This is a genomic window from Pseudomonas alkylphenolica (assembly GCF_004025535.1).
GTDB classification, from domain to species: Bacteria; Pseudomonadota; Gammaproteobacteria; order Pseudomonadales; family Pseudomonadaceae; genus Aquipseudomonas; species Aquipseudomonas alkylphenolica_A.
Genome location: NZ_QJRG01000033.1, coordinates 550,149 through 564,333, shown reverse-complemented (window position 1 = coordinate 564,333; position 14,185 = coordinate 550,149). Strand labels below are relative to the sequence as shown.

Genomic DNA, 14,185 nt, shown 5'->3' with positions numbered 1-14,185 from the left:
GTTGAAATAATTGTCTGGCAGGTCTCAGTGGGTTGTCGGTCGATACTGCAGTGCCTCCGCCAGGTGCTCGCGGCGAATGTGCGAAGCCTGTTCGAGGTCTGCCAGCGTGCGGGCAACCTTTAGCAGTCGGTGTGCCGCACGCAACGACAGGGTGAGGCGTTCGCAGGCACTTTCCAGCCAATGCTGGTCGGCTGTGGATAACTCGCAATGCTGGCGCAGGCCTGGCAGGTCGAGAAAGGCGTTGGCGCAGCCTTGGCGTTGTTGTTGAACAGCCCGTGCGTCGGCTACCTGCGCGGCGACCGTGGCGCTGCTTTGGCCATTGTTACCCACAGGCGCCAAGGCCGTGGCTTCGCGGGCAACGGTCAAATGCAAGTCGATTCGGTCGAGCAGCGGCCCGGAGAGCTTGTTGCGGTAACGCTGGATCTGATCGCTCCCACAGCGACAGCGGCCTGTGGGGTCGCCAAGATATCCACAGGGGCAGGGATTCATGGCCGCGACCAGTTGAAAGCGCGCCGGGAAGCGGATTTTGTCCTTGGCCCGAGCGATGACAATTTCCCCGGACTCCAGCGGCTCGCGCAGTACTTCCAGCACCCTTCGCTCAAATTCCGGCAATTCATCAAGAAACAGCACGCCGTGATGGGCGAGGGTGATCTCGCCGGGTTGCGGGCGGCTGCCACCCCCCACCAGGGCCGCCCCTGACGCCGAGTGGTGCGGGTGCCTGAACGGTCGTTGCGGCCAACTGCTCAGCGGCACGTGGCTGGCCACCGACTGAATCGCCGCCACCTCAAGTGCTTCGCGTTCATCCAGCGGTGGCAACAGGCCGGGAAGGCGGCTGGCGAGCAGGGTCTTGCCGGTACCGGGCGGTCCACTGAACAGCAGGTTGTGAGCCCCCGCCGCTGCCACCAGCAGGGCGCGTTTGGCCGCTACCTGACCTTGCACCTCATTCAGATCGGGGTAAGGCCGGATTTGCAGCAACAGGCCATTGGCGGCATAGGGCGTGATCGGCGCCTGGCCGTTGAAGTGGCCGATCAACTCCAGCAGGTGGCCGACGGCGAACACCACCAACCCGGTGGCCAGGCACGCTTCTTCAGCGTTTTCCCGTGGCACCACCAGCGCCCGGCCAGCGTCCCGTGCTGCCAGGGCGGCCGGCAGTACACCTTGCACCGGCCGGATCGCCCCGGACAGCGCCAATTCCCCCAGGCATTCAACGTCGTCCAGCCACTGAAGGGGGAACTGTGCATTGGCCGCCAGAATGCCCAAGGCAATCGCCAGGTCAAAGCGTCCGCCGTCTTTGGGCAAGTCGGCCGGGGCGAGGTTGAGGGTAATGCGCCGCGCGGGAAATTCCAGGCCTGAATTGAGGATCGCGCTACGCACCCGGTCCTTGCTTTCCTTGACCGTGGCTTCAGGCAGGCCTACCAGTGTCAATGCAGGCAGGCCGTTGGCCAGATGGGCTTCAACGCTGACTGCAGGTGCGGACACACCCACCTGAGCGCGGCTGTGGACAAGGGCGAGTGACATGAACGCTCCATGATCTAGACGGGGCCGCGTCCTGCGGCTTTGCAAGGATAGTGGGGCGAACGGGGGGAGGCGGGAGAAGAGTACGTCCGGGTTTTACCGGCGTGACTCAAGGGTACAGGAGCAAACCGGCCTGGCCGCAGGCGCTGAACAGCACCCGGGGCCAGGCGTCAGGACAGGAACGGCTCAGGCAAAACTGAGGTTCATGCGTTGCTGACCGGACCGCACCTTGGCGGCAGAAATCAGCTGGTACGGAATTTCCACGAACGGAATATCGGAATTGCTCAGCGCCATGTCCACCAGTTGCACCATCGGCGAGTTCTTGCGCACCAGGATCACGTCGGACCAGTCGGTGTTGGTCATGGCCAGCGGAATGAAGTCGGAGCGCTTGAGGAAGCTGCTCAGGGCTTCGAGAACGCCAAGGTTCTGCTTGGTGCCCATCAGGCTGTGGCAGCAGTCGTTGAGGAGCATGAAGCCATCGTCGGCCACCAGGTCCTGGTAATACATCAAGTCGCGCAGGATGTACTCGTACTGGTGATTGGCATCGATGTACACCAGGTCGAACTTGTCGATACCTGTCTTCGGTTTGATCTGTTCAATGGCGCTGATGGTATCGGCACGGATCGTGGTGACATTGTCTTTGTCGAGGAACTTGCTCAGGCATTCCTGATAGAGGCGGTCCCAGGTGGCCGGATCGTGCATCGAGCCACCGTAGTAGTAAGCGTACGAGTCCACAGGCTCGACCCACGGCGGCAGCGAGTCGAACGGGCTGTACTGCTCGTTCGCGACCGGGCTCCAGCTATCGATCAACACCATCTGTTGTGGCGCCAGGGCGTCGTACAGCTTGAGCGCGTTCTCACCGCGCAGCACACCGAGTTCAGCGATGACAGGTTGCTTGTCACACGCCTGGAATACGGCGTGGATCAGGTGATAGAAGATCTCTCGATGGGTGATGCAGACTTTCATGGGATACCTGCTGTCCGAAAGGGGAGAGGCCGTAGCGCTCAGTTTTCAGGTTATCGGCAGCAGGAGTGATTTCCTTAGATATTCCCCAATTGCCGGCTTGGCAGCGGGTGGGTCTATGCAGATTAAATTCGATCGCCTTAGTTAGCTTTTGGCTATACTTTCATGCGCCCCACAGTTCGAGCTTGGAGTTATTACCATGAAAAGCACGATACTTGGCAAACATCCGATGTCTATAAAGCGTAGTAAATTTTATTTCATGTGCACCTTGTTGCTGCTGGCGGGTTGTGCGCACAATCCTGATATAAGAACCAGCGGCGATAACGTTGACGGTATTACTTCAAAGAGTGATAAAGCCTACATTGATTGCGTCAAGGACGAAGTGCAGAGCTACACCTCAACGTACACGGTGGAAAACGGCGGTAAAACCGACCTGTTCATCGGCTCGACCAACCCTGGCACTACCGACGGCCTGGTCGAGGTATCCAGCGCAAACGGCCATAGCCTGTACACTGCCTACCAGCGCGACGCCTGGTACGACAAAGGCCGGCTGCTGGACGCCGCGCAAGCGTGCTCCAGAGGATAGCTGCCAGCCAACGGGTGGCTGCGTGGTAGGGAGATGACGAAAGCCGAGATGACTTGTCAGGGGCAAGCAGGTTGTCTCGATTTCGTCGGTACCGCGTTGGTGTTTTGCGAGTTTAATTTTTGTTGTGCTTTCTATATAGATGGTCTCGAATTTTTAGGTGGAAATAGCTCTGTTCTTCAAGGGCGGTTTGTGTGCTTTGTGCTAGTTTGTGTCAGAAGTTTCTGAATAAATACCATCGATGCCACTGCGCCATTGAACTTGCCGCCGTACGCACTTACCCTGCACAACTCTTATCAGACTCGATCTGTGTTGCTGGCCAATGGTGTCTGTGCGTGGGGCACTTTAGAGTGCGCCGGTTCCTATGCCTGGTCTGCTAACCCACGGACAGCTGCCTCCTTAATTCCAGATGCTAACTTCCTCGCTATATCGTCGAGCAATGGTGGCTGTGCGTGGGGCACCTTTGGGTGCGCCGGTTCCTATGCCCGGTCTGCGAACCCGCGCACAGCTGCCACCTATTCGATTCGTGGCGAGCGGTGGTTGGCGCGTCCACCGACCTAACCCAGTCTGCATTCAGCAATCGTTCATAAAATAGAACGCTAGAGCCAAATTTCACCGTCTACCGCTCCAAAGGTGATGAATTTAATGTGTGTCCATCAACGCGAAACACCTAACACACACTGAATCACCCACCTTTAGGAGCACGACCATGACCTCGTTCAAATACAACCGCCTGAACAAAGATGACGCCGCTGTGCTGCTGGTCGACCACCAGGCTGGCCTGCTGTCGCTGGTTCGTGACATCGAGCCGGACAAGTTCAAGAACAATGTGCTGGCCGTGGCCGACCTGGCCAAGTTCTTCAACTTGCCTACCATTCTTACCACCAGTTTCGAGCAAGGCCCCAACGGCCCGCTGATGCCAGAGCTCAAAGCGCTGTTCCCGGATGCCCCCTACATTGCCCGCCCCGGTCAGATCAATGCCTGGGACAACGAAGACTTCGTCAAGGCGGTGAAGGCGACGGGCAAGAAGCAACTGATCATTGCCGGTGTCGTGACTGAGGTGTGTGTGGCGTTCCCGGCGCTGTCGGCCCTTGAAGAAGAGTTCGAGGTGTTTGTGGTCACCGATGCCTCCGGCACCTTCAATGCGATGACCCGTGATGCGGCCTGGAACCGCATGAGCGCAGCCGGCGCGCAATTGATGAACTGGTTCGGCGTGGCCTGTGAGCTGCACCGCGACTGGCGCAACGACATCGAAGGCCTGGCCGCCCTGTGCTCGAACCACATTCCGGACTACCGCAACCTGATGACCAGCTACAACGCGCTGACGGCTGGCAAGTAAGCCCGAACGCTACAGACCAGGGCCTGCCCACTGGCACTCAGTGGGCACCGGCCAGCCGCTCATGCCGAGGCAATGCCGATGAACATTGCAACCCCAGACAACCGCAACGTGGTAACCCTGGTGATCCAGCACAAGGCGCGTGCCGATGCCTTGCCGCGCTACGAGGCATGGCTGCGGCGTGCAGTGGCCACCGCCCGCCAGCAACCGGGCCATCTGGACGTGAACGTGATTCGCCCGGATGACGGCGGTCGCCATTTCACCACGGTGGTGCGCTTTGCCGAGGCTGACCTGCTGCACGCCTGGGTCAATTCTGCCGAGCGTCAGGCGCTGGTCGAGGAGGTGCTGCCGTTGCTCGAAGAGGGCGACCAGACCCAGGTTCACAATGACCCGGAATTCTGGTTCACCCCGCCCAGCAGTACCACGCCACCCCCGCCACGCTGGAAGCAGGCGGTGCTCACCTACCTGGTGATCTGCCCGATGACCTTGATTGTGCCCCAGCTGCTGGCACCGCTGTTTGCGCGCTTCCCGCTGCTGGGGCACGGGTTGACCAGCAACCTGATCATCAACCTGTTCATCATTGTGCCGGTGGTGTTCTACATCATGCCCTGGGTGAGCCGTCGCTGCGCCGGCTGGTTGCGTCGCTGAAGCATCGACGCAGCGGCAAGTGCAACACAGCGTTGCTAACCTCAACCGGTCGATGCCGTTTTCACATGGAGACCACCATGACCCAGGACCCCAACGACAAGAGTCGTCGCCAGTTCCTCGCCACCAGTACCGTGCTCGGCGCCGCTGGCGCGCTTTGGTCCGCATTGCCGTTTGCCGGCTCGGCCGGTTCCGCCCACGCATCCACGCAAGGAGCTCCCATGACCGCCGATCTCATCCTGTTCAACGGCAAGCTGCACACGGTCGACCGTGACAAGCCAACAGCCAGCGCAGTGGCCATCAAGGATGGCCGGTTTCTCGCCGTGGGCACCGATGCCGAGGCCATGACGCATCGTGGCGATGCCACGCAGATGATCGACCTCAAGCAGCGCACGGTCATCCCGGGCCTGAACGACTCGCACCTGCACCTGATCCGCGGTGGTCTCAACTACAACCTGGAGCTGCGCTGGGAAGGCGTGCCATCGCTGGCCGATGCCTTGCGCATGCTCAAGGACCAGGCCGATCGCACGCCGAGCCCGCAATGGGTACGGGTGGTGGGTGGCTGGAATGAATTCCAGTTCGCCGAAAAGCGCATGCCGACCCTGGAGGAAATCAACCAGGCAGCGCCCGATACTCCAGTGTTCCTGCTGCACCTGTACGACCGCGCCTTGCTCAACCGTGCGGCGCTCAAGGCGGTGGGCTACACCAAGGACACGCCCAACCCGCCCGGTGGCGAAATCCAGCGCAACAGCCGTGGCGAGCCGACCGGCATGCTCATCGCCCGGCCCAACGCCACGATCCTCTATGCCACCCTGGCCAAGGGGCCGAAGCTGCCGCTGGAGTACCAGGTCAACTCGACCCGCCAGTTCATGCGCGAGCTCAACCGCCTCGGACTGACCAGCGCCATCGATGCCGGCGGTGGCTACCAGAACTACCCGGACGACTACCAGGTGATTCAGGAGCTTGCCGATAACGGCCAGCTGACGGTGCGCATCGCCTACAACCTGTTCACCCAGAAGCCCAAGGAAGAGCTCGCCGATTTCAAGAACTGGACCCAGAAGGTCAAGCCAGGCGATGGCAGCAATTTCTTCCGGCACAACGGTGCGGGCGAGATGCTGGTGTTCTCTGCCGCCGACTTCGAGGACTTTCTCGAGCCGCGCCCGGACCTGCCGCAAACCATGGAGGCGGAGCTGGAGCCGGTGGTCCGCCATCTGGTCGAGCAGCGTTGGCCGTTCCGTCTGCATGCGACCTATGACGAGTCCATCTCGCGCATGCTCGACGTGTTCGAGAAGGTTAACCACGATATACCGTTCAACGGCCTGCCGTGGTTCTTCGACCACGCCGAGACCATCACCCCGAAAAACATCGAGCGCGTGCGTGCCCTCGGTGGCGGCATTGCCATTCAGGACCGTATGGCCTTTCAGGGCGAGTACTTCGTCGACCGTTACGGTGCCAAGGCCGCAGAGAAGACCCCGCCGATCCAGCGCATGCTCGCCGAAGGCGTCCCGGTGGGCGCTGGCACCGATGCAACGCGGGTGTCCAGCTACAACCCTTGGACGGCGCTGTACTGGATGGTCAGCGGCAGAACCGTTGGCGGTCTGGCGCTGCACGAGGAGGGTCTGAGCCGTGACACCGCATTGCAACTGTTTACCCAGGGCAGTGCCTGGTTTTCCAGCGAGCAGGGCAAGAAGGGCCAGATCAAGGTGGGCCAGTTTGCCGACCTGGCGGCGTTGTCGCTGGACTACTTCAGTGTCGATGAAGACTCGATCAAGTCGATCGAGTCGGTGCTGACGGTGGTCGATGGCAAGGTGGTGTATGGCGCCGAAGAGTTCGACAAGTACGGCCCGTCAGTACTGCCGGTGTTGCCAGAGTGGTCGCCCGTTACCAAGGTGCCCGGGCACTGGCGTGCAGGGGCGCCGTTGGCGGCCGCCTTGCACCAGTGTGTAGGGCCGTGTGGCGTGCATGCGCACAGCCATGAGAAGGCGCGACATTCCAGTGTGCCGGTCAATGACTACCAGGGGTTCTGGGGGGCGCTGGGTTGTTCCTGCTTCGCTTTCTGATGCAGAAAAGGGGCGCTATGCGCCCCAATTACAGCCGCTGATCTCAAGCCATGTCGCTGACGGCAAATTCTTCTGCCAGGTGATCGATCAATGAGCGCACCGACGGCAGCAAGCCACGCCGCGACGGGAAGATCGCATGAACGATGCCGCAGCGCGGGTGCCATCCCGGCAGCAGTTCCACCAGCTTGCCTGCGGCCAGTTCCTCACGTACGGCCACCCGTGGCAGGTGAGCGATGCCAACTCCGGCCACCACGAAATGACGCAGGGCAAACAGGTCGTCGGTGACGATCCGTGGCCTGTGGGGGATCACCAGGCTGCGGCTCATGTCTTCGCCCTGAAACAGCGTCCACTGGTATTCACGCTGGTTGCCGCCCCAGTGCAAACTGGGCAGTTCGCCAAGCAACAAGGGATCAAAGCCTTCGGGCAATTGTTCAAGAAATGCCGGTTGGCCGACCAGGCACTGGGTACTGTTGCACAGCACTTTCATCACCATGTCGGTGTTTTCCAGTGGCGGAAAGCGTACCCGCAGTGCGACGTCGAAACCTTCGTGCAGCAGGTCGACGCGGCGGTTGGTGCTTTCGATGAACAGCTCGACCAGTGGGTATTTGTGCATGTAGCGGGTCAGCATCGGGCCGACCCAGGAGTTGAGCAGGGTGGTCGGGCAACTGATGCGAACCAGGCCTCTGGGCTCACTGCGATTGCGCTCGATCACTTCGGAGGCGCCTTCGGCTTCTACCCGCATCGCCAGGCAACTGCGGTAGTACTCCTGGCCGATCTCGGTCAACGAACAGTGGCGGCTGGTGCGGTGCAGCAGGCGCACGCCAAGCCGGTCTTCGAGATCAGCGATGCGCCGGCTGAGTTTTGACTTGGGCATGTCCAGCGCCCGGCCCGCCGGGGCAAAACCGCCGTGCTCCACCACCTGGGTGAAGAAGTAGAGGGAGTTGAGGTCTTCCAACGGTCGTTCTCCATTAAGACGCCAGGAGGCTCTTCATCTGCTGCGCGCGATCAGTTTGAATCGGACTCAAATAACCGTGCCAGCTCCACCCGGGCTTCCTTGGCGTTCTGCATGACCTTGGCGCGGTCATCGCGTACGCGGCCCTGGGTTTCCAGAAGCTGCTCGTCATGTTCGCTAAAACGCTGGATGCGGTCTGCCGCCTGTTCACGGGTGAGGCCCAGGCCAACCAGGGCACGACGGGTCATTTCCAGGCTGGAGTAGAAGGTTTCGCGGATCGGTTCGGCGCCGACATCGGTGAGCTTGTGTACATGCTGGCGGTTACGTGCGCGGGCGAGCACTTTCATCTGCGGGTACAGGCGCTTGATGTGTTCTGCGGTGCGGGTGGTGATCTCCGGGTCATCGGTGGTGATCACCACGTACTCGGCCTCGCCGACCTTGGCGGCATGCAGTACCTCGGCGCGCAGCGGGTCGCCGTAAAACACCGGGGCTTGCTCGAAAGTGCGGGTCATCTCGATGGCATCCACCGAAGTGTCGAGGGCAATGAACGGGATCTTTTGCGCACGCAAGATGCGTGAAACGATCTGGCCCATGCGGCCCATGCCGACGATCACCACCCGCGGCGCATCGGTCTGGATGGTCTTGTACTGCTCAGGCACTTCGCGAGGCACTGGCGGTCGCTTGAGCAGGCGTGTGCAGGCCAGCATCAACAACGGTGTGAGGGCCATCGACAGGGTGATGGTCATCAGCAGCAGGTCATAGGTATGAGCGTCGAACAGGCCTTGGTCCTTGCCCAGCTTGAACACCACGAAGGCGAACTCGCCGCCGGCCGCCAACACCACGCCCAGGCGTATGGCACTGGCAGCGCCCAGGCCGCCGATGGTACGCCCGACAACAACCAGCAGCGGCAGCTTTACCGCCAGCAGCATCAGGGTCAGGCCAAGCAGCAGGCCGGGTGTCTCGAACAGGATGCTCAGGTTGGCACCCATGCCGACGCTGATAAAAAACAGCCCCAGTAACAGGCCCTTGAACGGCTCGATCTGCGACTCCAGTTCGTGGCGGTATTCCGAGTCTGCCAGGAGCATGCCGGCCAGGAACGCGCCAAGCGCCATTGAGACGCCTGCCTGTTCCATCAGCCAGGCGGTGCCGATCACCACCAGCAGCGCGGTGGCGGTAGAGACTTCCGGCAGGCCAGTGCGGGTCACGGTGCGGAACACCGGGCGCAACAGGTAGCGACCGCCAACGATAACGATGGCGATACTGGCAAACACTTTCAGGGCGTGCTGGAGGCTGTCGCCCTGGCCGGTGTCCGGGCCGTTGGCGGCGAGCAGCGGTACCAGGGCAATCAGCGGAATTGCGGCGATGTCCTGGAACAGCAGGATGGCAAAGGCCAGGCGTCCATGCGGGGCATTGAGCTGCTTGCGCTCGGCCAGGCTCTGCAGGCCCAGGGCCGTGGATCACAGCGCCAGGCCCAGTCCGACCACGACTGCAGCCGATAGCGATTGGGCAAAGCCGAAAAAGGCAATGGCGCCGATCGCCGCGCCGCACAGCAGTACCTGCGCCAGACCAGCGCCGAACACCGACTTGCGCATCAGCCACAGGCGCCGGGGCGAGAGTTCCAGGCCAATGATGAACAGCAGCAGGACCACGCCCAGTTCGGAGATGTGCGCGACGCTCTGGGTGTCGCGAATCAGCCCCAGGGTTTGTGGCCCGATCACCACGCCGGCTAACAGATAGCCGATCACTGCCCCCAGTTGCAGGCGCTTGGCCAGCGGTACGGTGATGACCGCAGCCAGGAGGAAAATTACCGCGGTTTGCAGAAGGCTGCCTTCATCTGGCATTGCGTGTCCTCCTTGAACGCAGGTTTTACTCGGCTGGCGGAGGGCTCAGGCGTGCTTCCATTTCTGCAACTTTGGCTTCCAGCGCCTCAAGGCGGGCGCGGGTACGGGCCAACACCACCATCTGGCTGTCGAATTCTTCCCGGCTCACCAGTTCCAGTTTGCTGAAGCCGCTTTGCAGCAGGGCTTTGAACTGGCTTTCGAGTTCGGCGCGTGGTTGCGAGGTGTCACCGCTGAACAGGCGCGAGGCTTGGTCGCTCAGGGCGTCGAGAAAGGCTTTGGGCGCGAGCATGTTCGGCTATCCGCTGTATCCAAGAGGGGCGCCAGTGTAGCACGCAGTATTGGCTAGCTTGCGCTGCACGCTTTTTGCGCATGGCAGTGAAACGCGACGCACCGTTGTTGTGCAGGCAAGCGGTACTGGCGACTGGCCAAGCGACGGGTGTGATCGCAAGTGCCTGTAATTGGGAGATTTAGTAGATCTGGCAAGGTTTCTGCAAAGACCTTGGCGACCCATGCACTGATGCAGTCACCGTGACGAGGCAGGGTGCAGGCGGAGCATCACGCTGTTTCGTCAGGAGCGGTTTCTGGTGTCGGCCGGGGAGAAGAGGTCGACGGTGCGTTACAAAGCCAGGCGCTGCGCTTAGACTTGAGTCGGGTTTGTTTTCCTGGGGCAAGTCCACCAATTCGGGAGAGAGTTTCATGAAGCTAGTCACTGCCATCATCAAGCCGTTCAAGCTGGACGACGTGCGCGAGTCGCTGTCCGAAATCGGCGTGCAGGGTATTACTGTCACTGAAGTCAAAGGCTTCGGTCGTCAGAAGGGTCACACCGAGCTGTATCGCGGCGCAGAGTATGTGGTCGATTTCCTGCCCAAGGTGAAGATCGACGTCGCCATCGACGACAAGGATCTGGACCGGGTCATCGAAGCGATTACCAAGGCAGCCAACACCGGCAAGATCGGTGACGGGAAGATTTTCGTGGTCAATCTGGAGCAGGCGATTCGCATCCGTACCGGCGAAACCGATACCGACGCGATCTAAAAAAGCCTCACCAAACCCCAACGCCCCAGGAGATAACAATATGACTCTGCGTCAATTCGCAGGGCTAGGAGCCCTTTTGTCCCTCGTAATGCCCGGCATGGCCCTGGCAGAGGAGGCAGCCCCGGTCCTCAACTCCGGCGACACCGCCTGGATGTTGACCGCCACAGCCTTGGTGCTGTTCATGACCATTCCCGGTCTGGCGCTGTTCTACGGCGGTATGGTGCGTTCCAAAAACGTACTGTCGGTGATGATGCAGTGCTTTGCGATCACCGGCCTGATCAGCGTTCTGTGGGTGGTGTACGGCTACAGCCTGGCGTTCGATACCACCGGTATGGAGCAGGGCGTGGTCAACTTCAATTCCTTCGTTGGCGGTTTGTCCAAGGCGTTTCTTGCCGGCGTGACCCCAGCGAGCCTCACCTCTTCGACGGCATTGTTCCCCGAGGCGGTCTTCATTACCTTCCAGATGACCTTCGCGATCATCACCCCGGCGCTGATCGTGGGTGCCTTTGCCGAGCGCATGAAGTTCTCGGCCATGCTGATCTTCATGGCTATCTGGTTCACTCTGGTCTACGCGCCGATAGCCCACATGGTGTGGAGCGGCAACGGTGGCCTGATGTGGGACTGGGGCGTGCTCGACTTCGCGGGCGGCACCGTGGTGCACATCAACGCCGGTATTGCCGGGCTTGTAGCCTGCCTGGTGCTGGGCAAGCGCAAAGGTTTCCCGACCACGCCGATGGCGCCGCACAACCTGGGTTACACCTTGATGGGCGCGGCCATGCTGTGGATCGGCTGGTTCGGCTTCAACGCAGGCTCCGCTGCAGCGGCTAACGGCACCGCCGGCATGGCCATGCTGGTGACCCAGATCGCCACCGCTGCCGCCGCCCTGGGCTGGATGTTTGCCGAGTGGCTGACCCACGGCAAGCCAAGCGCACTGGGTATCGCTTCGGGTGTGGTCGCAGGCCTTGTCGCCATCACCCCGGCGGCTGGTACGGTCGGCCCGATGGGCGCCCTGGTGATCGGCCTGGTGGCCGGTGTGATCTGCTACTTCTGCGCCACCAGCCTCAAGCGCAAGCTCGGCTATGACGACTCTCTGGATGCCTTTGGCGTGCATGGTATCGGCGGTATCGTCGGCGCGATCCTCACCGGTGTGTTCGCAGCCCCTGCACTCGGCGGCTTCGGCACCGTGGAAGATATCGGCGCGCAAGTCTGGATTCAGGCCAAGGGTGTCGGCTTTACCGTGATCTACACCGCGATCGTCACCTACGTGATCCTCAAGGTCCTGGATCTGGTGATGGGCTTGCGGGTTAACGAAGAAGAAGAGTCGGTTGGTCTCGACCTGGCGCAACACAACGAGCGCGGCTACAACCTGTAACGGCCTCGGAAAAAATTTGCCCGGCTTGCCGGGCATTTTTTTGCCTGCAGTTTGTCGCTTTCAGCCAGCGCAAACGGTTTACCGCGGCGCTTTTGGCGTTACTTTTCCGACGCGGCTCATGTAGGCAGAAAACTTACAGCTCAGAGTGATAGTTAGGCACTTTGCTTTTTCTCTGAGCGCGCTAGAATGCGCGCCGAAGGGAGCTGACAAGCTGTCCGCAAATTTCGTTACCCTTTGCTAGGCTTGCCAATGAGCGGGCCGATCATGCCAGGGTAGGCCGACGACTTCTGTCGGCAGCTCTTTAATTTCGTCAGGCCTTGCCAAGAGCGGGGTCTGCACGGTGCTCACCAGGTACCTGGCGGGCACCCGAGGTGGCGGCAAACCCGCGACCCTTTGAATTTCTTCCGGTGGCTGTCGATTCCCGGCGCTGCTGGTCTATAACTAATCTGCTTTTCGCAAGTCATGAGGTAGAACATGAGCGACGACGATCTGGAAAATGACGACCTCGAAGTAGGCGATGATGACGAAGGCGACGAAGGCCTGGAAGCGGCAGCTGATGACGTCTCTGACGACAGCGGCGACGACAGCCCGGCACCGGTAGCCAAAGGCAAGTCCAAGGCGGCGGTTTCGGTTGACGAAATGCCCAGCATGGAAGCCAAGCAAAAAGAGCGCGATGCGCTGGCCAAGGCCATGGAAGAGTTCCTGTCCCGTGGTGGCAAGGTGCAGGAAGTGGAGGCCAACGTGGTCGCCGATCCGCCCAAGAAGCCGGACAACAAGTACGGCAGCCGCCCTATCTGAGTGTCCCGCCCACAAAAAAGCCCGCCGTCGCTGCGGGCTTTTTTGTTATGTAGGCCCCAAAATACAAGGCCCACTTGTTAGCGGCCCGTCTAGCCCCACACCTAGCCCCACACTTATTGTCTGCGTGCAGCTAGGTAAGGCACGCAAGAGTACTAGCCGCCAAGCTCTTCTAGCCTCATCACCTTGCGATTAAATTCCTTGCCCATAAGTTTGGCGTTCAGGTCACCTAGGACAGTGTCACCTCTAGAGGAAAATGCACCCATGACTGACTATGACGAAGATGATTGCTACGACGACTATGTACCAACCTATGTGAGCAAGGACGAGATTCCACAGCAGGCATTGGCTGATGCGCTGTGTTCCCTGACATTGTTTTCCACAGATATGAATCTCAGGAGTCAGGCGATGAACCTGGCCCTCATTGACGAATTCATCATGGGTATTGAATACGACTACCTGCGTTCAAAATTCAATGAAACGTCATCTGCATACGATTCATTTTTTCTGGCTGCCCAGTCCCAGATGTGGATTTTCAGTGCCTATGAATTGCTCAGGACGTGGATTGAGAAAGCGAAGGGCTACGTCAGGACTGTCAAAAATTCAGGGCTTGAGTTGAAGCTGAAGGACCTGAAGCGTGACCGTGGATACGTGAATTATACGGCGCTCCAGAAGGCTAAAGAGGTTCAATCACTGATTGACGATCCATCGCTGGCACATCAGCTTGAAGACGATTTGGCCCGTATCACTTTTCTATTCATTAGGCTCGAAACGATCCGTGTTGCACTCGCTAAGCATGAGGTCAGGAAACGCCCCAATGCGATGATGGCCGGTGGCATCGTGGGCTACATGAATAGCGAATGCGGGTCTCTGGAATACCAGATGAACTCAGGCATGGTCATACAGGGCAACATCAGCCGTAGGGACATCGCTGATGGAATTAGGGCTATTCCTGATTACACGGTGCCCACGCCTGAAGAGGTGAAAAGCTATGACCTTTTCATGAGGGGGGTATCTGACGATGAAGCCTTGGAGCTTTTCAAGGGTTTTGAGCAGCAATCACCTAGCTCAACGGAGGAGTAAGCTAG

At 60.1% G+C, this 14,185-nt stretch carries 12 protein-coding genes and 1 pseudogene; 8 read left to right on the top strand and 5 right to left on the bottom strand.

Annotated features, from left to right (window positions below; translation table 11 throughout):
* Positions 1 to 24: 24 nt before the first annotated feature.
* A complete protein-coding gene (locus DM813_RS02625) occupies positions 25 to 1,518 on the bottom strand; it encodes a YifB family Mg chelatase-like AAA ATPase (RefSeq protein WP_128321883.1) in 1,494 nt (497 codons plus the stop codon).
* Between the two features lie 183 nt (positions 1,519 to 1,701).
* Positions 1,702 to 2,481, bottom strand: coding sequence for a class I SAM-dependent methyltransferase (locus tag DM813_RS02620; RefSeq protein ID WP_128321882.1), 780 nt, complete (start codon positions 2,479 to 2,481; stop codon positions 1,702 to 1,704).
* Between the two features lie 196 nt (positions 2,482 to 2,677).
* On the opposite strand from DM813_RS02620, the gene DM813_RS02615 reads away from it, so the two are divergent.
* The 4 genes from DM813_RS02615 (at position 2,678) to DM813_RS02600 (ending at position 7,102) form a co-directional block, all read left to right on the top strand.
* Positions 2,678 to 3,064 (top strand): hypothetical protein, encoded by a 387-nt coding sequence (locus DM813_RS02615; RefSeq protein ID WP_241653118.1) that lies wholly within the window; start codon positions 2,678 to 2,680, stop codon positions 3,062 to 3,064.
* Positions 3,065 to 3,770: 706 nt separating this feature from the next.
* Positions 3,771 to 4,400: an isochorismate family cysteine hydrolase YcaC gene (gene ycaC, locus DM813_RS02610; RefSeq protein WP_128321881.1), complete on the top strand. Its 630-nt coding sequence runs from the start codon at positions 3,771 to 3,773 to the stop codon at positions 4,398 to 4,400.
* A 78-nt stretch (positions 4,401 to 4,478) separates the two neighbouring features.
* Entirely contained in the window at positions 4,479 to 5,045 is a 567-nt protein-coding gene (locus tag DM813_RS02605; protein ID WP_128321880.1) for an antibiotic biosynthesis monooxygenase, read from the top strand.
* A gap of 218 nt (positions 5,046 to 5,263) precedes the next feature.
* Positions 5,264 to 7,102, top strand: coding sequence for an amidohydrolase (locus tag DM813_RS02600; RefSeq protein ID WP_128322137.1), 1,839 nt, complete (start codon positions 5,264 to 5,266; stop codon positions 7,100 to 7,102).
* A 43-nt stretch (positions 7,103 to 7,145) separates the two neighbouring features.
* Here DM813_RS02600 and DM813_RS02595 read toward each other — a convergent pair whose 3' ends face one another.
* The 3 genes and pseudogenes from DM813_RS02595 to DM813_RS02585 form a co-directional block, all read right to left on the bottom strand.
* A complete protein-coding gene (locus tag DM813_RS02595) occupies positions 7,146 to 8,057 on the bottom strand; it encodes a LysR substrate-binding domain-containing protein (RefSeq protein ID WP_128321879.1) in 912 nt (303 codons plus the stop codon).
* Between the two features lie 50 nt (positions 8,058 to 8,107).
* Positions 8,108 to 9,895, bottom strand: a pseudogene (locus DM813_RS02590) (monovalent cation:proton antiporter-2 (CPA2) family protein).
* Between the two features lie 25 nt (positions 9,896 to 9,920).
* Entirely contained in the window at positions 9,921 to 10,184 is a 264-nt protein-coding gene (locus tag DM813_RS02585) for an accessory factor UbiK family protein (RefSeq protein WP_128321878.1), read from the bottom strand.
* Between the two features lie 407 nt (positions 10,185 to 10,591).
* Between DM813_RS02585 and glnK the strand changes: the two genes are divergently transcribed.
* The 4 genes from glnK (at position 10,592) to DM813_RS02565 (ending at position 14,180) form a co-directional block, all read left to right on the top strand.
* On the top strand, positions 10,592 to 10,930 hold the full coding sequence (gene glnK / locus DM813_RS02580) for a P-II family nitrogen regulator (RefSeq protein WP_002555808.1): 339 nt from the start codon (positions 10,592 to 10,594) through the stop codon (positions 10,928 to 10,930).
* A 40-nt stretch (positions 10,931 to 10,970) separates the two neighbouring features.
* Positions 10,971 to 12,302 carry an ammonium transporter gene (locus tag DM813_RS02575; protein ID WP_128321877.1) on the top strand — a complete coding sequence of 444 codons (1,332 nt, stop codon included), beginning with the start codon at positions 10,971 to 10,973 and terminating at the stop codon, positions 12,300 to 12,302.
* Between the two features lie 474 nt (positions 12,303 to 12,776).
* Positions 12,777 to 13,100 carry a transcriptional regulator SutA gene (gene sutA / locus DM813_RS02570; RefSeq protein ID WP_128321876.1) on the top strand — a complete coding sequence of 108 codons (324 nt, stop codon included), beginning with the start codon at positions 12,777 to 12,779 and terminating at the stop codon, positions 13,098 to 13,100.
* Positions 13,101 to 13,361: 261 nt separating this feature from the next.
* Positions 13,362 to 14,180: a hypothetical protein gene (locus DM813_RS02565; protein WP_164897199.1), complete on the top strand. Its 819-nt coding sequence runs from the start codon at positions 13,362 to 13,364 to the stop codon at positions 14,178 to 14,180.
* Positions 14,181 to 14,185 lie beyond the last annotated feature (5 nt).

Excerpts from the sequence above, each read along its gene's own strand:
- DM813_RS02565 (WP_164897199.1), top strand. The coding sequence starts at position 13,362 with ATGACTGACTATGACGAAGATGATTGCTACGACGACTATGTACCAACC.
- ycaC (WP_128321881.1), top strand. The coding sequence starts at position 3,771 with ATGACCTCGTTCAAATACAACCGCCTGAACAAAGATGACGCCGCTGTG.
- DM813_RS02605 (WP_128321880.1), top strand. The coding sequence starts at position 4,479 with ATGAACATTGCAACCCCAGACAACCGCAACGTGGTAACCCTGGTGATC.
- DM813_RS02585 (WP_128321878.1), bottom strand. The coding sequence starts at position 10,184 with ATGCTCGCGCCCAAAGCCTTTCTCGACGCCCTGAGCGACCAAGCCTCG.
- sutA (WP_128321876.1), top strand. The coding sequence starts at position 12,777 with ATGAGCGACGACGATCTGGAAAATGACGACCTCGAAGTAGGCGATGAT.
- DM813_RS02625 (WP_128321883.1), bottom strand. The coding sequence starts at position 1,518 with ATGTCACTCGCCCTTGTCCACAGCCGCGCTCAGGTGGGTGTGTCCGCA.
- glnK (WP_002555808.1), top strand. The coding sequence starts at position 10,592 with ATGAAGCTAGTCACTGCCATCATCAAGCCGTTCAAGCTGGACGACGTG.
- DM813_RS02620 (WP_128321882.1), bottom strand. The coding sequence starts at position 2,481 with ATGAAAGTCTGCATCACCCATCGAGAGATCTTCTATCACCTGATCCAC.
- DM813_RS02575 (WP_128321877.1), top strand. The coding sequence starts at position 10,971 with ATGACTCTGCGTCAATTCGCAGGGCTAGGAGCCCTTTTGTCCCTCGTA.
- DM813_RS02600 (WP_128322137.1), top strand. The coding sequence starts at position 5,264 with ATGACCGCCGATCTCATCCTGTTCAACGGCAAGCTGCACACGGTCGAC.
- DM813_RS02615 (WP_241653118.1), top strand. The coding sequence starts at position 2,678 with ATGAAAAGCACGATACTTGGCAAACATCCGATGTCTATAAAGCGTAGT.